A 19,043-nucleotide genomic window follows, 5' to 3' on the forward strand; every position below is an offset into this window, starting at 1 on the left:
AAAAAAATAGCCAAGCTTTAGTTATAGCTCACTATAAGGAAAATGATGGTTATTTGCCAGTAAATATTTTCTTTTTATCTTTTCAGAAATAACGACCAATCAAAAAATGGAAGAATATTACCAAAGCATAGAAGATTTTATCTTGACGCAAATGCCGCATACCCCACAAGACATTTACAATAAAGTTCGCTTACACGGTTATATAGGACAACACAAAGCAGTACAGGCCATTAGCCTCATGGCTTGCCGCCATATTCGTCGTCTTAAGAACGTGTTTGTAGACAAAATACCTAAAGATGAATTGCCACCCAAAGACAACTATTTACTGGTAGGCCCTACCGGGTCAGGCAAAACCTACTTAGTCGACATTGTTTTCAACAAAATTCTTCACTTACCCACTACTGTGATTGATATCACCTCTTACTCCGAAACAGGGTATATTGGGCAAGATGTGGTATCTATACTTACTCGCCTGGTAAACGCAGCAGATGGTAACTACGACCTTGCCGCCTTGGGAGTAGTATGTTTGGATGAGTTTGATAAGTTGTCTACCAGTAAAAACAGTGCAGTATTTGCCGGGCAAGGCACTACTAAAGATGTCAGTGGTTTTGGTGTGCAAAAAGAGCTGTTAAAAATACTGGAAGGTGCCGAGGTAGATGTTCCCGAAGAGTTGAGTCATTCGGCGTATGCTCCCCGCGACACTATGAGCACCGAATTTATCTCTTTTGTAGCGTTGGGTGCCTTCTCAGGCATTACCAAAACCATTAATCATCATAACCAACAAATAGGCTTTGGCAGCAAAACCGAAACCGCTTATACCGATGCCATTGCCTATCAATTAAACGAAAATGACCTGAACAAAACCGTCTATTTTCAAGAGTATGGTATTATGCCAGAGCTTATTGGGCGTTTCTCACGCATTGTTCCCTTTCATCCTTTAGACAAAGCACACCTTCAGGATATTTTGGTAAAAAATACCCTCAAGCGCTATGAAAAAGAACTAGCCTTGGTAAAATCATCATTGAAAATAGACGATGATGTGCTTGAAAAGATCGTAGATCAAGCTATAGAAATGGAAACGGGAGCACGTGGGTTACGCACCTCCTTGTTTGGTTATATAGAAGATGCCTGTTTTGAATTGTATTCTCATCTGGAGCAGCAAAATACCAAAATTCATCTGTTTTTGGAAAAAGATAAAATCCAATGGGAGATTGTATAAAAACGACTTGCTTTCAGGCAACCAAACAACTGACTGATTGATCACCTTTGTGTCTTTATCAAAGAAGCCTTAAGAAGCCTTTGGTGACTTTTAAGTTCCTTTTCGAGAAGTTTAATTTTGGCCTTGTAGTACAGGCTTGAGTCTGTTTTGGGGTGTGCCGATACCTTGGTATGACTAGTGGGTCTGTAAGACACCAATAAGAAAAAAGCGATCCCTCCGATGATCATAAATAATACTCGGAGGAGTTTCCTCTGTGATTCCACGTTTGTAGGTGATTAAGTAAATAAAAAAACCGCTTTTAAACGATGGTTTAAAAGCGGAGCACAAAGTTAATGCTTTATTTTATAAATAGTGTTATTTATCTCTGCCACTTTCGGCTTTTTGAGTAGGTTTTTGCAATATTTCGGCCACCCTCTTTAAAGAGTCATGTTGATTTAACAACTTTTCATAAGCGGCTTTAGTAGCTTTCAGCTTATTTTTTAAGTGATAAACCTGGGGTAAGTCGCCCTGCACGGGTTTACTTACCTTACGAGCAGCCACTGGCCTATGAACAGGTTTGTTGGCTTGAGATAACTTGGCCGTATGTTTTGCTTGAACAGCCTGCTTGGTTGGTACTTGTTTTTTTTGTGGTTCGGGAGTTTGTTGCTTTTTTACCAAGTATGATGTAAGCCCAAACAATCCGACAAAAGCAATAATAGTTAGTAAAACATTGACAAATTTGCGTTGTGATTTCACAGGATTTAATAGTTTTTTTGAACAATTACTGTGCTCATAAAAGGCATTGCCATACTAATAAATAATGGTAGTAGTAACTGGCAACACACTTCGAAGTTTATTCTTCTCAGCGGAAGATAATCGGTTATTCGCGACGTTCAAAAGCTTTAATTTTTTGAGTTGACCAATGTTAGCAGGTATGGTAGATATTTGATTAAAGCTTAAGTTAAGTTCCTCAAGATTAGATAATTGGCTAATCTCTACAGGAAAATTGGTTAGTTTATTTTTGCTTAAATTGAGTTTCTTCATCTTTTTCCAGGCAGCAATGCCAGTTGGCAATCTACTAAGGGCATTTTGCTGCAAATTCAACTCCTCTAACTGTTGAAGGCGGGTAATACCCGAAGGTATTTGAGAAAACTTATTTTTTCGCAAGTTGAGAGAGGTCAGCTGGTTAAGCGAAAAAATATGTGAAGGAAAAACCTTGAATCGGTTTTGACGAAGGTTGAGCTTTTTTAGGTTAGCCAACTGAGTAAAAGACATAGGCAAAGTAGTGATGCGGTTTGCCTGAAGGTTTAGTTCCTGAAGCTGGGTCAGTTGACCAAACGATTTGGGCAAATTTGTAATGCCATTGGCGGTAAGATCAAGAGTTTGGAGTTGAGTAAGTGCTCCAATTTTATTTGATATTTTTGACAAACGGTTAAACTTGATATTTAATGAGCGAAGCCCACTCATATTTGCCATTACATCAGGAATGTCTTCCAGTAAATTATATTCAAGATTTAGCCTCCTCAAATACTTCATCTTTGCCATTTCAGTGGGCAAAGATGTCAGTTTATTGTTTTTCAGATTAAGTACTTGTAGATAGTCCAACGAATCGGCAATTACTGGTGGTAGTGAATCGAGCTCACTATAAACCATTTCCAGTACCTGTAGATTACGCAATTTGAGGATGTCTTTGGGAAAATAAGTAAACTTCTTGAGTGGAAAATCAAGCACAAAAACACTGTCTACATTTTTGAGTGCTTCTTTCAAGGAATGATAAGCCATTTGATCAGATAAATCTTTAGGCTTAAGCAAAATTCGCTTTCTTTTTTTAGTAGAGTCTTTAGTTACAGGAGTAACAGTAGTGGTAGTATTTTCTGTTTTATCTTTATCACGGTTACGTTTGCGACGTTGAGCATTAACAGTGTCTACCAAAAGTCCTGAAAGCAGGCATAAAATGAGTATTTTTCTCATCATAATTAATAGATATTATAAGCTTTAGAGCTTGTATAAGTTTCACCTTCAGAATCAAAAATTACTTTCAAACCAGTTGATGAAATTTAAACAAGCACTTGGGTGCCTTCAAAAACTACTTTTGCTACAAAAAGGTTGCTTAATCATTTCTTTTTTTCACTCTTTTTGTCATTGCTCAAGAAGCAATTAACTAAAAACAAGTGATTGATGGCTGGCACCCTGCAAGGTTATACACTAAATAACGCAATTATAACGCAATTAGTCAAATAAACCGGGCGATTTATTGGGCAGAGTTTTACCCAAATGTTGGTAGGCTTCTTCAGTAGCCTCTCTTCCTCTGGGAGTTCTTTTAATAAACCCTTGCATGATTAAAAATGGCTCGTACACTTCTTCTATGGTCTCTGCCTCTTCGCCACAGGCAGTAGCAATGGTAGACAAACCCACTGGACCACCCCTAAACTTGTCTATAATGGTAGTCAAAATTCGATTATCCATTTCGTCCAGTCCTTTTTGATCTACCTCTAAAGCATCCAACGCCATTTTGGCTATTTCTAGAGTAATAGTGCCATCACCCTTTACTTGAGCAAAATCACGGGTACGACGCAACAGGTTATTGGCAATACGTGGAGTACCCCGGCTACGAAAAGCAATCTCATAAGAAGCATCATGCTCAATAGGGGTGCCCAATATAGCACAAGAACGACGCACAATAGTAGATAGTAAGTCGGCATCATAGTACTCAAGGCGTGCCTTGATACCAAAACGAGCCCTTAGCGGAGAAGTAAGCAAACCTGCTCTGGTAGTAGCGCCAATCAGTGTAAAAGGATTTAACGCAATTTGTATAGTACGGGCACTTGGTCCTGAATCGAGCATAATATCAATCTTGTAGTCTTCCATTGCCGAGTACAAGTATTCTTCCACTATAGGGTTCAAGCGGTGAATTTCATCAATAAACAACACATCATTCGTTTCCAGATTGGTCAATAGCCCCGCTAGGTCACTGGGTTTGTCTAGTACAGGGCCAGAGGTGATTTTGATTTCAGTGCCTAATTCATTGGCAATAATGTTTGACAAAGTAGTTTTACCCAAACCGGGAGGGCCGTGGAGCAATACATGGTCTAAGGCTTCTTCACGTTGTTTGGCAGCTTGTACAAAAATCTTCAGGTTAGTTACAATTTTACCCTGCCCCGAAAAGTCATCAAAGTTGAGAGGACGCAAGGCTTTTTCAATCGCCTGATCACCCTCACTTAGTTGGTCTTTATCAGCCTGTATATGCTCGTTTCTTAGGTTCTCCATAATACAAATATACTAACGTGAGCAACACACAGGCAAACACTTGCTCATATTTTTGGCAAAAAGCCAATGAGAACTTTCTAATAGCATTTGCCTTCAGTAAATATGTTTTGTAATTTTCGGGTATGATTGCAGAAGTATTGGAACAAGACAGCCAGAGATTAGTTTTACACGTCAAAGGCAGGCGCAAAAACTTGAGTTTTGTTCTCAAGATAGGTGTAGCCATTATGGTTGTATTACTTATACTACTTAAGCTTATTGGTATCAATTGGTGGCTGGCAATATTGATGGCTTTAGGCGGTGCTGTGCCTTTTGTGATTGTGCTTACTACTTTGTTTTTGAGGGTTTTCAAACCTTCCCGTTATTTTGTGTTTGACAAAGCCTGGAACTTGTTCCAGTATATGAGGTTTGCTCTGGACGAAAAAGGAGAGAAAATAATGGAGACTTCTTTGTCTTCTTTGAATAAAATAGAGGGGGTATATGACAAAAAAACAGCCCAGGAGGTATTGTTACTTGCGTTTGACACTGACGATCCAATTATCTTATGTGAAGCCCCTGAAAGAGGTAGTACACTTGCTGACAAAGAGCATATTCTCTTGTTTTTGAAAGGTTAACGCCTCCTTGGGAAATGTATAAATAAACCTGAGTAAAATTGAAAAAAGTTAAAATAAATCTTTTATTTGTACAGGGAGCTATGTAAATTCTCTTTCCAACCTTTGCTGGTTATTGATCACACAAAATCAATGACCAAAGCCTTTTCGTCAACTAATATTTCAACAAAAAGCCCATGGGACATCGAACCAACTATATTTTGATAGAAAATAAAGAACATGACATTTACTATGCACACTGGGACGCCAACATCATAGGGCGCAAGCTTTTTTATGGACCAGACTCACTCGTACAATACATTAGACCCTTAAGTGTATCTGAAAAGCTGCTGGATACTGTTTGGGGCGAGGGAGCCGCATTGGTAGATATGGACCAGCAAAAACTGTTGTTCTGGGGCGACGAATTTTTATGGCATACTCCAGCATTGGTCACTTGTTTTGTACAAATGCTGCGAGAGACTACCTGGAAAGGCTGGCAGGTAGAATGGGCAAGTGAAGGACAAGTAACTATAGCCAAATACCTTGGGGTAGATACCCAAACAGTGCTCAATACTGAAGAAGAGGAAGATGATGATGAAGGGGAGGAGGTAGAAGCAAAAGAAGCTACCACATACACTGTAGCCGAGCTTGCCAATTTACTTGATCAAATGCTTCAAAATCATTTACAAAATCTTGACTATGACCCTACTGCAACCATTCGGAGTTTTATCAAAGACCACCATAAAAAAGGAAAAGAGGTGACAGTGAACCCTCACGCACTGGAGTACAACAATATAGAGGATCGCCACAGAGAACAAGTCATCCAGCAACTATCGACTTGGATCGCTGATTTGAGAGAAGGTAAGGTATCCCTTCCCCCAAATAAAGCCTAATAGGTTAAGATATTTGCAAATAGATCACAGTTGCCAGTATAATTCGCCGTAAAATATCGTTAGGAGGAACCACATCCTTTATTTCAATAAACATACGACTATTACTTGTACCTGACAGTAAGTTAGTCCACGAAAACTCACCACCTGCCTTTCTCGATAGTTCCGCCATCAATTGATTGTCCATGGTGAAAAACTGAGTTTTTCCAGTAAATGAAGGTTTAATGATAAACAATGGGTTGCGTTCAGTATCCCACACCTCAAACGGTTTACTGAAAAACAGCAAGTCACGTGGAAATTGTGCAATGATGTCCCCTTGAGGGTTTAATACATCTATAAAAGAGACTTTTCCAAACTTAGCCTCTTTTTGCAAAGTAAATACCAGCTCCCCTATGGGATTATATGCTTTAAATGCAAAAGGAATGATTCCACCCAGCATGGTCATACGCAATACCCCAGTGACCAAATCAGATTTCTCTTCTATCTCAATAATAGGTGCTTTGGTCTCGTAGTCAAAAATACTATATTGACGCAACATTCCGCGTGATACACTAATTCCTTCAAGTACATATTTGTTTCGGTTAAATATAGAAAGCATATAGTTTGAGGTTATTTGGTTATAAGTGTTTAGTTGTATATGTAATTAGTTTAGGTATTTAGTCAGGTGCCATACTATAATGTAACTGCCTTATTATAAATGACCTAAGTATACTTGTAGTTTATTGCTCATTCTAATATTGAAAAGCGTAATTTTAATTACGAAATGCCTGCTGGAAGGTTGGCAATAGTAAATAGATGAAATTTATTCAATATTGCTAATTCCATTGCCGAATAGTGTATCTTTGGACACACAACGCATACAAGAATACGGTTAGACGCATAAAAATATATTGGGGCAATCACTCTCCGCGCGATTATTGCAGCTAACCAACACTCTATGTCATTCTTAAAACATAAAAGACTTACTTTGTGATACTATGCCTGAGTTGAATTTTAAAAAAATATTTACAAGAAAAAGAGTGCTATGGTTATCTCTTTTATTGTTGTTACTGGCTTTTGCAGGTGTAGCCCTTACATTTCAAACCCCTCAGATGGTGAAAATTGGTAAAACAGAAGTAAAGCGTCTGGAAGGCAAAATTATGTATGTAGAGGCAGAAGTTGTCATTCATAACGCCAACTTTTTTCCCATTCATATCCAAAGCTTCAAAAACAATATATTTATCAATAACGCACAGGCAGCAGTAGCCCACAGAAAAGAAAAAATAACTCTGAAGGCGCAAGCAAACACTACTGTAAAGCTTCAGGTAGAGCTAGACATCAAAGCACTTGCTGAGATTCACCCTAAACTTAAGCAGCAAAAGATATGTGCTATAGACATGAAGGGAAAATATAAGCTCAATGCTTTGGTAACCACCCTTAGTTTTAATGGAAACAATCATCAAGAAGTAGACTTAAGTAAAGAAGGAGATCAAATTGCCAATTTTACTATTGGTAAAGACGGGCTAAAAGTGAAAAGACTTAAGACAGCGTCTTCTAACAAAGGAATGAACATTTCGCTGGACATAGGTTTGCAAAACAAGTACCCTTTTGACTATAAAATTAATAGGTTAGATGTAAACATTACCCCACCTGATAATGAGGCAAAGTTAGGGCATTGGAAACTATCGGAAGGGGTGGTGATTCATGCACGTACTACCGAGTACCTTCCAGTAAAATTTTACATTCCCAGTAGCAAGTTAATCGCAGCATTGTCAATTATGTATACTAAAAAAGTACAGGCAATAGGTTCTTGTCAAGTGGTGGTTGCTGACGAAGTCTTCAATATTCCCATCAAACAATCTATTCCCTTGCCTGCACACCAACTCGTAGGAAGTCAGTTCTAAAAAAAAATAAACTTACAAACTTCTCTGCCTTACAGCTTCGTATACAATCACTGCCGTGGCTACCGATACATTCAACGACCCAATTTCTCCCTGTAAAGGTATTTTAGCCAAATGGTCTGCCTTGCGTATCAATGCCTGGGAAATTCCATCTTCTTCAGAACCCATCACTATAGCCGTAGGCACCGTATAGTCTGGCGCATAAATAGTCTCACTGGTTTTTTCTGTACAAGCTACTATCTGTAAGCCGCTTTCTTGCAAAAACTCAATGGTTTTTTCCAGGTTAGCCTCCCGGCATACTGGCAAATAGTTGAGTGCACCAGAAGATGTCTTCATTGCATCACTGCTTACTTGAGCTGACCCTCTGGAAGGAATCACGATGGCATGTATACCAGCGCATTCTGCTGTACGGGCTATAGCCCCAAAATTGCGCACATCAGTCAGGCGATCCAATATCAAAACTAAAGGAGTTTTACCCTCCTCGTAAAGTTGAGGAATAATATTACTCAAAGGTTGGTAGTGCACCGCCGAAATGAAAGCAATAATGCCTTGGTGATTTTTACGGGTAATGCGATTTAGTTTATCTAATGGTACCTTAGCTACCGGCACCTCTCTTTTTTTTGCTTCTTCTAAAATATAAGCTACTTTGGGCGAATTTCTGCCCAGTTCACGTTGAATAAACAACTTATCAATAGGTTTGCCGGCGTTAATAGTTTCTGTTACCGACTGTACTCCAAACACAAAATCTGCTGCCACAATAATTAAAATTTATATAGATTAACTTTCCTGCATCTTTGCCATTAGCTTTTCCAAAGCCTGGGGTGCGCGCAAACGCTCATTTCTTACCTTTTCTTGAAGTTTCATAAAACCCCCGATCAATGCCTCTGGACGAGGAGGGCAACCTGGCACGTATACATCTACGGGTATAATACGATCTACCCCTTTTACTACATGGTAGCCATGCTCCCAGTAAGGCCCCCCACAGTTAGAACAAGACCCCATTGAAATAACATAGCGGGGTTCTGCCATTTGTTCGTACAAACGCTTAATTCTATCTGCCATTTTGAAAGTAACCGTACCTGCCACAATCATTACATCAGATTGGCGAGGCGAAGCCCTGGGAAATACTCCAAAACGATCAAGGTCGTAGCCTGCAGCAAAAGTGCTCATCATTTCAATAGCACAACAAGCCAAGCCAAAGCCCATAGGCCATAATGATGAAAGGCGTGCCCAGTTAATCAGGTCTTCAGCTTTGGTCAGAATAATATTATCTTGTTCAAACTGTTGGTCTAATAGCCCCATAAGAATAGTGTAGTATTGGTAAGTATAATCCAAAAGTTATAGACAAATTGGCTTTGAACCAATATAAAAGAAGACAAAAGTAGGAAAAGTTTGGGAGTAGCGGCTGCTTTTTGAGTTTAAACCCTATAGATTAATAAGAAATCAGGTTCATTTTTAAATTGGTAGCGTGTATATAGTCTTCTGCCTCTTCCAGAATCTCCTCGTCATCTTCAGGGTAATACCAATTAACTGTAACCACCCCTCCTGCTTGTTCATATTGTTTAAGTGCTTCTATCAACAGTAAGATTTGCTTAGATGATGCTGTACTAAAATAAATAAACTTAAAGTTAAATTCCAGAGGGCGTCCTGTTTTAGCGTAATTTCTTATCCACTGTACCAAAGGTAAATAAAAGTCACGGTCGTTTTGATGATGTGACTCCCCACTAATTTTACAAATGCCAGTTTGACCATTAAAGTTAACACTTGGGGTAATATCAAACTTCTTACTGCCTTTGATAATGATATTTGGTGGGGTAAGCTCTGGGTTTGGTTGGTTTGACATACTCAGGCAATGTTTTATGGTTAAAATTTGGACAAGTAAGTACCTAGACAAAATTAAATATATCTAATGAGTAGGTGTAACAGTCATATTATGAGCGAGTTACCCTTACTTGTAGCTTATATAATTACTTGCTGCTACTTAGTGCTATATAACCCGCTAAATTAACAGCTATTGACCAAAAATATATAAAAAAACAGTCTTTTATTGAAGTATTTTTCAGGGGACGTTGTTAGCTGTAAGTCAAACGCAACACAACAAAGTTAAAGCAGCAACACTAATATGTAGGTATAAATTGTATTTATTTTATATGAGGTAAATATTGTTTTATTGAAAGTATTTGCAAAACTCAAAACTTTTCCTTTCCTTTGTCGTATCAATGCTTAAGTAAGCTTTTTTAATTATTTATACTTATATATAGTTTGAATATTATTTAAAATAAAAAATTACATAAAAACTTGTATTAATAAAAACACGTTATTACCTTTGTATCATAATGTTACTTCAAAATAAACATATCACCCCCAAAACGATTAACCCCTGGAATCGGAAGCACATAATAAAGCGCTGGAGATTCTGTGAGGCTAATGAGGTGAATATGTTTGTACCCCAAAGTCTGAAACCTGATCAAAATAGGTATAAAGACTGACTACCCAAGAAAACAACAAACAATTATATATCTCAAAAGCCTCACAGATTCATCTGAAACTGTAAGGCTTTTTTTATGTTAAATTTTGAGTAGTGTAAAACAGTATATGTGCTCTTAGCCAAGTTGGTCAAGGCGCTTGCCTGATACGCAGGAGATCGGGGGTTCAAATCCCTCAGAGCACACTAAAGCACCCGTAGTTCAACGGCTTAGAATAACTGACTTGTAATCAGTGGATCAAGGTTCGATTCCTTGTGGGTGCTCTAAACACTTTAATGCTAAATATCTGATAAGTAAATAATGATGCCAATAAGACACATATCAAATACACCTAAACACCGTCGGAATCCTATTTGGATAAAACCCCCGAAAGCGGCAAGGCTATTACTATGACTATAGTAAAACGATGATGAGAATACCCATCTTTTAAAGCCTTGTCTCATAATGAAACAAGGTTTTTTTTATGTGCGATTGACTAAATAATGATCAAACCAGTGCCCTTAGCTTAACTGGTCAAAGCACCTTGCTCATACCAAGGAGATTGAAGGTTCGAGTCCTTCAGGGCACACTAAACAAATACTCGGATAGTGGAAGAGTGGTCATCTTCGCTGGTCTTGGACTCCAGAGGACGTAGGTTCGAATCCTGCCTATCCGACCATTGAAAACGATTAGTAATTAAGTGATTAAACTATATTCGGATAGTAGAGGAGAGGTTTATCTCGCTAGTTTTGGGTACTAGAGCACGCAAGTTCGAATCTTGCCTATCCGACCATTATACAAATGCTGACTGAGGTGGAATTGGTTGCCACACCTGTTTGTGAAGCAGGAGAATCGGGTTCGAGTCCCGGCAGACAGCCCATATTGCGTCATAGGAAGCAAAGATTCAAGCTGGAGGTTCTTCTTTAAGAAGAGCTTCTGGTAACGAATCGAGTGATTAATTACCTGAAAACTATTGGTTTTCTATAAAACAGAGGTTGGCTTACAACTTGTTGCTCGTCACTCTCAATTAAATATTGCGTCATAGTTCAACGGAAGAGAATACCTGGTTTCGACCCAGATGATGAAGGTTCGACTCCTTCTGACGCAACTACTTGTTAAACAGTATATTGCGCTGTAGTTTAATGGATTAGAATATTTGGTTTCTACCCAAATGGTGAAGGTTCGACTCCTTCCAGCGTAACTATTATTTACATTGCGTCATAGTTCAATGGAATAGAATGCTTGGCTACGAACCAGGGGATGAAGGTTCGACTCCTTCTGACGCAACTAACTGTTTAACAGTATTTTGCACTGTAGTTTAATAGGTAGAACACCCGGTTTATATCCGGACGATGAAGGTTCGACTCCTTCCAGTGTGCTATTATTTGGTTTTAACAAAGCAGGTTTATCTTGCTGATAAAGAACTTATATATTGATTTTTGTTATATAAATTACAATGTAAGTTTTAAGGTTTATTTTTGTAAAATATTTGTGATATGATAGATGAAAATAAAGTAAAATATAATAAATGGTGGAAATACCACCTTGATTGATGAAGAAATTTATTGTACTATTTTTATATATTGTAAATATTGTATAAGCCTCTTTGTCTCTTCAAAGAGGTTTTTTTTTGCCAAAAATTAAAATTCGTTCGTAGCTCAATTGGTAGAGTTCCCGGCTTTTAACCGGAAGGTTGTGGGTTCGATTCCCACCGGACGAACAAAAAGAGTGTCGTAGATAAGTGTTACTTCGATTCCACATCGCCGAGTCGGGGGTTCGAGTCCCTCCTCTCCTGCAAAATGTATGGCTCAATAGGAGAGTAGCTCAGTAGGTAGAGCAGGTAAAATGTCACTTGTCGTTAGTTACCTCTTTTTTATTCACGGATATAGTTTAATGGTAAAATAATGGTCTCCAAAACCTTTGATGAGGGTTCGACTCCTTCTATCCGTGCCAAATTTTGGTAAGGGCTCTTATTCTGTTGTTACCTGTCATTAGCAGGGTGGTACAAAAAAAGCCTCATTACTTATGAGTAATGAGGCTATGTTTTGAAACCATCTTGTCTTTGGGAATGTTAATGATTTTGATCAGGGGCAGGATATGTTGCGGGTAGTTTCATTAAAAGTCAGAAAGTAGTTCCAGACAACCAGTACTCCAGAAACTAAAACTTTAATGAGTTACATACTCTTCTACATCCTCTACTTCTGCCAACATTTGGTCGTTGATATGGCTCAGGCGTACTTTTTTTAATTCATTGATCAACAAAGGGTCATATTTGGCGGTTACTCGTACATAATTCTCAGTAAACCCTTCCATTTGCCCTTCATTTATATCTTTCTCAAACAATACTGTGTACTCCTTACCCAATTGTTGTTCATAAAAATAACGTCGTTTTTTGTCTGACAAAATGTGCAACATTTTTGACCGTTTGGCTCTTTCTTCTTTAGGTACTACAGATTTTATTTCCAGTGCGTGGGTATTGGCACGCTCCGAATAAGTAAACACGTGTAAGTAAGAAATATCCAGTTCGTTTAGGAAGTTGTATGTATCTAAAAAATCTTCTTCAGTTTCGCCCGGAAAGCCCACAATTACATCTACCCCGATACAGCAATGTGGCATCAGTTCTTTAATTTTATTTACCCGATCTACATACAGCCCGCGTTCATAGCGACGACGCATCGCCTTAAGTATTTTGTTGGAGCCCGATTGTAGCGGAATGTGAAAGTGGGGAACAAAACGTTTGGATTGAGCGGTAAACGCTATGACATCGTTCGACAAAAGGTTGGGTTCAATAGATGATATACGAATGCGTTCCAGACCATCTACTTCGTCAAGTGCTTTTACCAAGTCGATGAAACGTTCTTTGCGTCTACCCTCCTGAATGCCAAAATCGCCAATGTTTACTCCAGTCAACACCACTTCCTTTACTTCAGTTTGTCCTATCTTGTGTGCCGATGCTATGATATTTTCAATACTATCACTACGGCTTTTGCCGCGAGCCAAAGGAATGGTACAAAACGAGCAGTTATAGTTACAACCATCCTGCACTTTCAAAAAAGTACGGGTACGATCACCCATTGAATGCGAGTGAGCGAAAGTATCGGCATTGGTTACTTCTTGTACCAATACTTCGGGTTGGGCAGGTTTTACAAAGGTACCCAACAGGTCAAGCAAACGAAACTTCTCAGAAGCCCCTAATACTGCATCTACGCCTGGAATATTGGAAATTTCTTTGGGCTTGAGCTGGGCATAACAGCCAATGATGGCTACATAACCATCTGGTGATATTTTTTTGGCTTCTTTTACCACTTTGCGGCATTTTTTATCAGCATTTGCGGTTACAGAACAAGTGTTGATAATGAATATATCAGGCGAATCGTTAAAGTCTACCTTTTTATAACCTCTGCTTTCAAATTGGCGGGTTATAGTAGAAGTTTCAGAAAAATTGAGTTTGCACCCCAAAGTATAAAATGCTACCTTTTTCATCTCAATGGTTTGATTATTAATTCAAGTAACGAGGTATTATTACGTTGTGCTTGCTACTACACGGTTCAATAACTAAGCACAAAGTAGTAACAAAACACTGGTTTAAAATCATTATTTATTCCGTTCAAAAGCATACAAGGCTTGCTGCCTTGCTGCAATTAATTCACAAAAGTACAAAATTTTGCTGATGAAAGGCTTACAGTGTAATGAATGAAGAGAAAGAAGGGGAGAAAACAAAAAAACCATGAATAGAATCTCCTATTCATGGCTTACATATCATTACTCTCAAAGCAATCAGGCTAGTCAAGTAGCTTTTGAAAAAGGCTGAGTTTTTCTCCATTGATTATTTTCGCCACTATTTCAGCACGTTTACGAATTTTACGTACATGGTATTTTTTCAACGATACGCTTTCTACTTTTCGGGTGAATAACTCTCCTTTTTTAGTTGTTTTTTTGGTTTTGACCGAAGATTTAAAAATTTCGTGAATAGTTTCAAGGTATTCTTGAGCGTCTTTCAAGGGAGTACAACGTTTAGACATTTCCCATAACATTTCGGCTACGACCGCTTCGTCTGCTATTGCAAACAATACACCGGCTTCGTGCTCGCCATCGATTACTTTCGAGCAGTTTTTTTCCAGTTCAATGGCCCACTTGTAGGCACTAAAAGCACTGTCTACTACACCCTGTGCGCTTTTATTTTTGGCAATACAGGCCAATATCTCCTGATCATTTGTCTTATGCTTTTGTGCAAAGACGTTGGCAGGTAGCACATATAATACAATCATGAATCCTAATAAGCAAGCAGTTTTTTTATGCATATACATTTGTTTTGTTGATAAACACAAAGATGTGTATTTTTGGTAAATACAATATATCTATCAATACTCCGCAGTGATTTTAGTCAAAGTTGTTTGCTGGTTATCAGTTATTGATGAATTTAAAAACTATTTAATTGGGTGTTTAGGCATAAAACCGAAACACTTTTAAAAATAAAGTGAGTACGCAATCTTAATATAAAATACTGGTTTACAGCATTTAACAAGGTGAACATTTACTCAAATCAGCTATCGACTATCGACTAAATACTATGGACTATTGGTCTATGAAACGTACAAAAAAAAACGAATTATGCAAATAAGGATTGCATCATCACATATTTTTAACAAGTAGTATTACAGTTTGAGCATTCGTTTCATTTTTCTAATGTTTTTTCTTACTTCTTTAATTGTCTTGTAAGTGCCTGTTACCTTGGTACGTACAATGGTTTCGGTATTGTCGCCAAACAAAGCATTGTCTTGGTTTGTCAGTTTTTTGGTAACCACCTCAGTGATTACGTGTTTTTTAAAAACTCCCCTGAGGTTAGTCAAAGGAATCCTTAGCTTTTCGAGCTCAGGGCACCCGCCCAACATAGAATGCAATGCCTCTACAATATGTTGCTGGTGTACTACTTCTTTTACTGTGAGGTGGTGCCTACGCAATTCTTCGTTGGTACTTGCCTTATGTAACTGTAGCACCCAGTGCGAAATACTAAAAGTGCTATGTAATACCCGTTTGGCATTGGGGTGGGTTTCCAACGCTTTTTGTATCCCAACATCAGTTTTTTTGGCTATTGAATTTTGAGCCTGGGCAAACATCATAGTACATAAGAACAATGTACAAAAAGTAAAAACTTGTTTCATTGTCATCTTTTTTTGTAAAAAATAAGGCTTACTCGATAAAGTTAAACGAATGGTACTTTATAGAAGTAAGCCTTTGATTAGGTTGCTGTAATGAGGAGGTATTAATATTTTTTTGGCTTTAAGCCAGAATATTTACGAAGCTTATTTGCCAAGTCTCGTAATTTTTTTGCGCTTTTTACGTCCATTGCCACTCCAGTTTCGGTAGTGGTGTTATCACCAAATAAAGCATTATTCTGATTTTTGCTTTTAGTAGTTTCTTTTTCAGCTACTACCTTGGTATCATAAATAGCCACCATCTCGCCCAAATACTTTCCGATTTTTCCTTTTTTGTCTTTCAAGTACTTACAATCTCCTTTTGATAGTTCGTGTAAAATTTTGACCGCTTTAGCCTGTCTACCTATTACTCCTACTGCCTTGCGTCCTTTTTTAGCTGCCCGATTGGCATTTTTTACATAATAAGCTGTCCACTTCTCAAAAGGAAATTTCTCAGTTTTATCATAAGGTTGCATAATTTTATAAGCATCCAATAAGTCTTTCTTTTGCGCATCAGAGGCACAGTTGCGTATTCCCAGGTTCAGCAGTTTTACTTCTTTCGACTGTGCACTTACTGTTTGGTAAGCTCCCATCAGTAAGGTTAACAATGCAATAAATAGTGAGTTTTTTATGAAGTTTTTTTTCATGTTGGTAAAATTTAAATAAGTTACTATTGAACTTTGGATAAAGGTTTTTAAAGATGATAGTGACTGAATAAATTTAGCAAGTATCATTGCCAAAACCTAACCCAGATAACGAAACCTGTCTTCCAAACAATCAAATTGTTTGTGAGGATTAACCAAAAGGTAATGATTCGTTTTTTGAAACGTACAAATAACTATTTTGATACATGAAAATCACTAAGCTACAGCTATATACCAACCAATTGCAGGATTTAAAAGTATTTTATGTAATGGTGCTTGGTTTTGAGCTACAAAATGAAAATGAAACAGCTTTTACTCTTAAAGCAGGCAATTCTTTGCTAGAGTTTAGGTGGAACCCTCCAGGTGAAAATACCAACCCTTCTTATCACTTTGCATTCAATATTCCTGAAAATCAAATAGAAGAAGCACGACGTTGGCTGTATACACGTAGTATACCTTTACTTAAGCATGAGGGTGACGATATTTTAGATTTTCCTCACTGGAATGCCAACGCCTTGTATTTTCTTGACCCATCAAATAATATTGTAGAGTTTATCGCCCGACACGACCTAAATAATACTTCTGAGGCATCATTTAGTGCTCAAAGCATTTGTTCTGTAAGTGAAATAGGTTTGCCTGTGCCCAACCTGCCTGGCATGCACCAACAAGTAAAGGAAAAGCTGGGTTTGTCTATTTATAGCAAGGTGGGCAATACTACCAATTTTTGTCCTATGGGTACCCCTGATGGCCTATTTATTATTGTACGTACCAATCGTACCTGGTTGCCTACTGAGTTGCCCAATGGAGTGTACCCCACTGTGGTTACGATTGAGGGCGAAACACCTGACGAACTTACCTTTGACGAAGTTCCCTACATTGTGAGGGTGGCACATTCTTAAGAAAAGTTTGGGTAATTTTTCAATTACCCAAACTCGTTTTTTACTCTTTTTTATAGGTGATAAGTACCAAGGTAGGATTAAATATAGAGGTCACTGTCATACTATAAGTGAGTTATTCTTGATTGTAGCTGCATCGGTATCTAACACCTTGAGGCTACTTATATGGGTTAATTTTAAGCCTCAGCCTTAGTGCCATTCCAACAAGTTTAGAAACGATTTTTTGGCGTAAGTAACAGCAAGCCCAAACGATTAGTTAAGCATTTTGTAATCTGATGAAAGAGGATAAAGCTTATCGGTTGTTTATTTTTATCTAATGAGTAAGAGTACTGTTTTTTATTGAAAAATATAAAAACCCTGCCTAATATTTGTAATTGTGAAAGGTAATTTCATATATTTGTATCGCAAACGATATAAGCGCAAACGATTTAATTTAACAATACGATGAAAACATTATATAAAGCTCAAGCAACAGCTACTGGAGGTAGAAATGGTCAAGTAAAGTCATCTGATGATGTATTAAACCTGGAAGTACGTATGCCTAAAGAGTTGGGAGGAACAGGGGGAGACTTTACCAACCCTGAACAGCTATTTGCGGCTGGCTATTCTGCTTGCTTTGACAGTGCCTTGAACCACGTGGCTCGTCAACAAAAAATTTCGATAAAAAATACTGAAGTAACTGCTACAGTAGGGATTGGTTCAATACCTTCAGGAGGGTTTGGGTTGGAAGTAGCGCTTGAAGTAAAAATTCCTGGTGTGGCACGTGATGTTGCTGAAAAACTCTTGCAGACTGCGCATCAGGTATGCCCTTATTCTAACGCTACCCGCAACAACATTGAGGTAAGCCTTACATTGGTTAACGAGGAGTTGGTATAAGCTCTTTGACACCATTGATTACCTTGCGGTAAAAGAACACTTAAATATCAAAGCATCAGGAAATCCGTTTTCCTGATGCTTTTTGCGTATTTTAGCGTTTTGAAATAAATCAATATATATGAAACAAGACGAACTATTAAAGCTCGAAAACCAAATTTGTTTTCCTATGTATGTAGCATCGCGCATGATTACAAGAGCTTACCAACCTATGCTAGATGTCATGGGTATTACCTATCCTCAATATTTGGTCTTAATGGCTTTGTGGGAAAAAGATGAACAAACTGTAAACGAAATCGGGCAACAGTTGTACCTAAACACTAACACCATTACTCCCTTGCTTAAACGTATGGAGAAAACAGGTATAGTAGTACGTACTCGCTCTAAAAAGGATGAACGAAAAGTAATGATTACATTGACTCCAGCAGGGCAAGCGCTCAAAGAGCAGGCGTATTGCATCCCAGAACAAATTTTGAATAAAACTGGATTACCCATTGAAGGGATAAGTCAACTAAAACAGCAAATTTATGGTTTGATAAGGCAAATGGAAAAGATAGAGCAACAGGAAGGTTAGTGAGGTGCCATCTCAAAGTATTTGGTGATGAATACAATACCCAAATACTTTGTTTAAAACAATTATAATATTTCTGGCATATAAACGACTCAGAGTAGCTTTATCAAGGGCACTTGTCAAAAGTTGCCCTTGATTAGACATTACTTTTTTCTATCAATCAAATATTTGATAGCAAGTTCGTAGCCTTTTAGCCCCAACCCAGTAATTACTCCTATACAATTAGTCGCAGAGTAACTATGTTGACGAAACCCCTCTCTGGCGTGAATATTAGAAATGTGTACTTCTACCACTGGTGTGGTAACAGCAGCAATTGCATCGGCAATGGCTACTGAGGTGTGGGTATAAGCTGCTCCATTGAGTACAATACCATCATACTCGTAGCCAATCTCATGGATGTGGTCTATGATTCCACCTTCATGATTAGACTGGAAATACGTAAGAATAGCTTGTTGATCAAACTTTTCCTTAAGTGTTATAAAGTAGTCATCAAAAGTTTGGTTGCCATAAATGTCTACTTCACGCTTTCCCAGTAGATTAAGGTTGGGACCATTGATAATAGCGATTGTCATATATT

The 19,043-nt window shown here is 38.0% G+C and carries 19 protein-coding genes and 12 tRNA genes; 19 read left to right on the forward strand and 12 right to left on the reverse strand.

Annotated elements, in window-relative coordinates; translation table 11 throughout:
• The first annotated feature begins 106 nt into the window (after positions 1-106).
• Positions 107-1,219, forward strand: a complete 1,113-nt coding sequence (locus tag M23134_RS18195; RefSeq protein WP_002698539.1) for an AAA family ATPase — start codon at positions 107-109, stop codon at positions 1,217-1,219.
• A 354-nt stretch (positions 1,220-1,573) separates the two neighbouring features.
• Here the strand turns inward: M23134_RS18195 and M23134_RS18205 are convergent, their stop codons facing one another.
• The 3 genes from M23134_RS18205 to ruvB form a co-directional block, all read right to left on the reverse strand.
• On the reverse strand, positions 1,574-1,954 hold the full coding sequence (locus tag M23134_RS18205; protein ID WP_045113834.1) for a hypothetical protein: 381 nt from the start codon (positions 1,952-1,954) through the stop codon (positions 1,574-1,576).
• Between the two features lie 54 nt (positions 1,955-2,008).
• Positions 2,009-3,172: a leucine-rich repeat domain-containing protein gene (locus M23134_RS18210; RefSeq protein WP_002698543.1), complete on the reverse strand. Its 1,164-nt coding sequence runs from the start codon at positions 3,170-3,172 to the stop codon at positions 2,009-2,011.
• 255 nt (positions 3,173-3,427) lie between these two features.
• Positions 3,428-4,465, reverse strand: a complete 1,038-nt coding sequence (gene ruvB, locus M23134_RS18215; protein ID WP_002698550.1) for a Holliday junction branch migration DNA helicase RuvB — start codon at positions 4,463-4,465, stop codon at positions 3,428-3,430.
• A 122-nt stretch (positions 4,466-4,587) separates the two neighbouring features.
• On the opposite strand from ruvB, the gene M23134_RS18220 reads away from it, so the two are divergent.
• Positions 4,588-5,076 carry a hypothetical protein gene (locus tag M23134_RS18220; protein ID WP_002698552.1) on the forward strand — a complete coding sequence of 163 codons (489 nt, stop codon included), beginning with the start codon at positions 4,588-4,590 and terminating at the stop codon, positions 5,074-5,076.
• A gap of 173 nt (positions 5,077-5,249) precedes the next feature.
• On the forward strand, positions 5,250-5,945 hold the full coding sequence (locus tag M23134_RS18225) for a hypothetical protein (RefSeq protein WP_002698553.1): 696 nt from the start codon (positions 5,250-5,252) through the stop codon (positions 5,943-5,945).
• Between the two features lie 4 nt (positions 5,946-5,949).
• On the opposite strand, the gene M23134_RS18230 is transcribed toward M23134_RS18225, so the two are convergent.
• Complete coding sequence (locus tag M23134_RS18230; RefSeq protein ID WP_002698556.1) at positions 5,950-6,540, reverse strand: hypothetical protein; 591 nt, start codon at positions 6,538-6,540, stop codon at positions 5,950-5,952.
• Positions 6,541-6,919: 379 nt separating this feature from the next.
• On the opposite strand from M23134_RS18230, the gene M23134_RS18235 reads away from it, so the two are divergent.
• Positions 6,920-7,825 carry an NDR1/HIN1-like protein gene (locus tag M23134_RS18235; protein WP_002698557.1) on the forward strand — a complete coding sequence of 302 codons (906 nt, stop codon included), beginning with the start codon at positions 6,920-6,922 and terminating at the stop codon, positions 7,823-7,825.
• A 12-nt stretch (positions 7,826-7,837) separates the two neighbouring features.
• Here the strand turns inward: M23134_RS18235 and rlmB are convergent, their stop codons facing one another.
• The 3 genes from rlmB to M23134_RS18250 form a co-directional block, all read right to left on the reverse strand.
• Entirely contained in the window at positions 7,838-8,578 is a 741-nt protein-coding gene (gene rlmB, locus M23134_RS18240) for a 23S rRNA (guanosine(2251)-2'-O)-methyltransferase RlmB (protein ID WP_002698560.1), read from the reverse strand.
• Positions 8,579-8,599: 21 nt separating this feature from the next.
• Positions 8,600-9,124, reverse strand: coding sequence for an NADH-quinone oxidoreductase subunit NuoB (gene nuoB, locus M23134_RS18245; protein ID WP_002698562.1), 525 nt, complete (start codon positions 9,122-9,124; stop codon positions 8,600-8,602).
• Positions 9,125-9,254: 130 nt separating this feature from the next.
• On the reverse strand, positions 9,255-9,665 hold the full coding sequence (locus M23134_RS18250; protein ID WP_002698564.1) for a DUF1987 domain-containing protein: 411 nt from the start codon (positions 9,663-9,665) through the stop codon (positions 9,255-9,257).
• A gap of 754 nt (positions 9,666-10,419) precedes the next feature.
• On the opposite strand from M23134_RS18250, the gene M23134_RS18255 reads away from it, so the two are divergent.
• The 12 genes from M23134_RS18255 (at position 10,420) to M23134_RS18310 (ending at position 12,240) form a co-directional block, all read left to right on the forward strand.
• Positions 10,420-10,493 (forward strand) — tRNA-Ile (locus M23134_RS18255).
• Between the two features lie 5 nt (positions 10,494-10,498).
• Positions 10,499-10,571 (forward strand) — tRNA-Thr (locus M23134_RS18260).
• 231 nt (positions 10,572-10,802) lie between these two features.
• Positions 10,803-10,876: transfer RNA gene (locus M23134_RS18265), tRNA-Met, on the forward strand.
• A gap of 13 nt (positions 10,877-10,889) precedes the next feature.
• A tRNA-Pro gene (locus M23134_RS18270) sits at positions 10,890-10,966 on the forward strand.
• A gap of 37 nt (positions 10,967-11,003) precedes the next feature.
• Positions 11,004-11,080 (forward strand) — tRNA-Pro (locus M23134_RS18275).
• 10 nt (positions 11,081-11,090) lie between these two features.
• A tRNA-His gene (locus tag M23134_RS18280) sits at positions 11,091-11,165 on the forward strand.
• Between the two features lie 157 nt (positions 11,166-11,322).
• A tRNA-Arg gene (locus M23134_RS18285) sits at positions 11,323-11,395 on the forward strand.
• A 20-nt stretch (positions 11,396-11,415) separates the two neighbouring features.
• Positions 11,416-11,488: transfer RNA gene (locus M23134_RS18290), tRNA-Arg, on the forward strand.
• Positions 11,489-11,501: 13 nt separating this feature from the next.
• Positions 11,502-11,574, forward strand: a tRNA-Arg gene (locus tag M23134_RS18295).
• 20 nt (positions 11,575-11,594) lie between these two features.
• Positions 11,595-11,666: transfer RNA gene (locus M23134_RS18300), tRNA-Ile, on the forward strand.
• 268 nt (positions 11,667-11,934) lie between these two features.
• A tRNA-Lys gene (locus M23134_RS18305) sits at positions 11,935-12,007 on the forward strand.
• A gap of 159 nt (positions 12,008-12,166) precedes the next feature.
• A tRNA-Trp gene (locus M23134_RS18310) sits at positions 12,167-12,240 on the forward strand.
• A gap of 213 nt (positions 12,241-12,453) precedes the next feature.
• Here the strand turns inward: M23134_RS18310 and mtaB are convergent.
• The 4 genes from mtaB to M23134_RS18330 form a co-directional block, all read right to left on the reverse strand.
• Positions 12,454-13,770, reverse strand: coding sequence for a tRNA (N(6)-L-threonylcarbamoyladenosine(37)-C(2))-methylthiotransferase MtaB (gene mtaB / locus M23134_RS18315; protein ID WP_002698568.1), 1,317 nt, complete (start codon positions 13,768-13,770; stop codon positions 12,454-12,456).
• 299 nt (positions 13,771-14,069) lie between these two features.
• Positions 14,070-14,588, reverse strand: coding sequence for a hypothetical protein (locus M23134_RS18320; protein ID WP_157558537.1), 519 nt, complete (start codon positions 14,586-14,588; stop codon positions 14,070-14,072).
• Between the two features lie 354 nt (positions 14,589-14,942).
• Positions 14,943-15,449, reverse strand: a complete 507-nt coding sequence (locus M23134_RS18325; RefSeq protein WP_045113836.1) for a hypothetical protein — start codon at positions 15,447-15,449, stop codon at positions 14,943-14,945.
• A gap of 101 nt (positions 15,450-15,550) precedes the next feature.
• Entirely contained in the window at positions 15,551-16,129 is a 579-nt protein-coding gene (locus tag M23134_RS18330) for a hypothetical protein (RefSeq protein ID WP_157558538.1), read from the reverse strand.
• A 203-nt stretch (positions 16,130-16,332) separates the two neighbouring features.
• Here M23134_RS18330 and M23134_RS18335 point away from each other — a divergent pair, with 203 nt between their 5' ends.
• The 3 genes from M23134_RS18335 to M23134_RS18345 all read left to right on the forward strand — a co-directional run bounded on the left by M23134_RS18335 (position 16,333) and on the right by M23134_RS18345 (position 18,469).
• The gene (locus tag M23134_RS18335; RefSeq protein WP_002698573.1) at positions 16,333-17,025 is read left to right on the forward strand and encodes a VOC family protein; all 693 of its coding nucleotides are present in this window, start codon (positions 16,333-16,335) and stop codon (positions 17,023-17,025) included.
• Between the two features lie 441 nt (positions 17,026-17,466).
• Positions 17,467-17,898 carry an organic hydroperoxide resistance protein gene (locus tag M23134_RS18340; RefSeq protein WP_002698575.1) on the forward strand — a complete coding sequence of 144 codons (432 nt, stop codon included), beginning with the start codon at positions 17,467-17,469 and terminating at the stop codon, positions 17,896-17,898.
• A gap of 118 nt (positions 17,899-18,016) precedes the next feature.
• Positions 18,017-18,469 (forward strand): MarR family winged helix-turn-helix transcriptional regulator, encoded by a 453-nt coding sequence (locus tag M23134_RS18345; protein WP_002698577.1) that lies wholly within the window; start codon positions 18,017-18,019, stop codon positions 18,467-18,469.
• A 140-nt stretch (positions 18,470-18,609) separates the two neighbouring features.
• On the opposite strand, the gene aroQ is transcribed toward M23134_RS18345, so the two are convergent.
• Positions 18,610-19,038, reverse strand: coding sequence for a type II 3-dehydroquinate dehydratase (aroQ, locus tag M23134_RS18350; protein WP_002698579.1), 429 nt, complete (start codon positions 19,036-19,038; stop codon positions 18,610-18,612).
• Positions 19,039-19,043 lie beyond the last annotated feature (5 nt).

Origin of the sequence: Microscilla marina ATCC 23134, from assembly GCF_000169175.1 — a bacterium.
GTDB classification, from domain to species: Bacteria; Bacteroidota; Bacteroidia; order Cytophagales; family Microscillaceae; genus Microscilla; species Microscilla marina.

Excerpts from the sequence above, each read along its gene's own strand:
- M23134_RS18195 (WP_002698539.1), top strand. The coding sequence starts at position 107 with ATGGAAGAATATTACCAAAGCATAGAAGATTTTATCTTGACGCAAATG.
- M23134_RS18210 (WP_002698543.1), bottom strand. The coding sequence starts at position 3,172 with ATGATGAGAAAAATACTCATTTTATGCCTGCTTTCAGGACTTTTGGTA.
- ruvB (WP_002698550.1), bottom strand. The coding sequence starts at position 4,465 with ATGGAGAACCTAAGAAACGAGCATATACAGGCTGATAAAGACCAACTA.
- M23134_RS18220 (WP_002698552.1), top strand. The coding sequence starts at position 4,588 with ATGATTGCAGAAGTATTGGAACAAGACAGCCAGAGATTAGTTTTACAC.
- M23134_RS18225 (WP_002698553.1), top strand. The coding sequence starts at position 5,250 with ATGGGACATCGAACCAACTATATTTTGATAGAAAATAAAGAACATGAC.
- M23134_RS18230 (WP_002698556.1), bottom strand. The coding sequence starts at position 6,540 with ATGCTTTCTATATTTAACCGAAACAAATATGTACTTGAAGGAATTAGT.
- M23134_RS18235 (WP_002698557.1), top strand. The coding sequence starts at position 6,920 with ATGCCTGAGTTGAATTTTAAAAAAATATTTACAAGAAAAAGAGTGCTA.
- nuoB (WP_002698562.1), bottom strand. The coding sequence starts at position 9,124 with ATGGGGCTATTAGACCAACAGTTTGAACAAGATAATATTATTCTGACC.
- M23134_RS18250 (WP_002698564.1), bottom strand. The coding sequence starts at position 9,665 with ATGTCAAACCAACCAAACCCAGAGCTTACCCCACCAAATATCATTATC.
- mtaB (WP_002698568.1), bottom strand. The coding sequence starts at position 13,770 with ATGAAAAAGGTAGCATTTTATACTTTGGGGTGCAAACTCAATTTTTCT.
- M23134_RS18320 (WP_157558537.1), bottom strand. The coding sequence starts at position 14,588 with ATGCATAAAAAAACTGCTTGCTTATTAGGATTCATGATTGTATTATAT.
- M23134_RS18325 (WP_045113836.1), bottom strand. The coding sequence starts at position 15,449 with ATGAAACAAGTTTTTACTTTTTGTACATTGTTCTTATGTACTATGATG.
- M23134_RS18330 (WP_157558538.1), bottom strand. The coding sequence starts at position 16,129 with ATGAAAAAAAACTTCATAAAAAACTCACTATTTATTGCATTGTTAACC.
- M23134_RS18335 (WP_002698573.1), top strand. The coding sequence starts at position 16,333 with ATGAAAATCACTAAGCTACAGCTATATACCAACCAATTGCAGGATTTA.
- M23134_RS18340 (WP_002698575.1), top strand. The coding sequence starts at position 17,467 with ATGAAAACATTATATAAAGCTCAAGCAACAGCTACTGGAGGTAGAAAT.
- M23134_RS18345 (WP_002698577.1), top strand. The coding sequence starts at position 18,017 with ATGAAACAAGACGAACTATTAAAGCTCGAAAACCAAATTTGTTTTCCT.
- aroQ (WP_002698579.1), bottom strand. The coding sequence starts at position 19,038 with ATGACAATCGCTATTATCAATGGTCCCAACCTTAATCTACTGGGAAAG.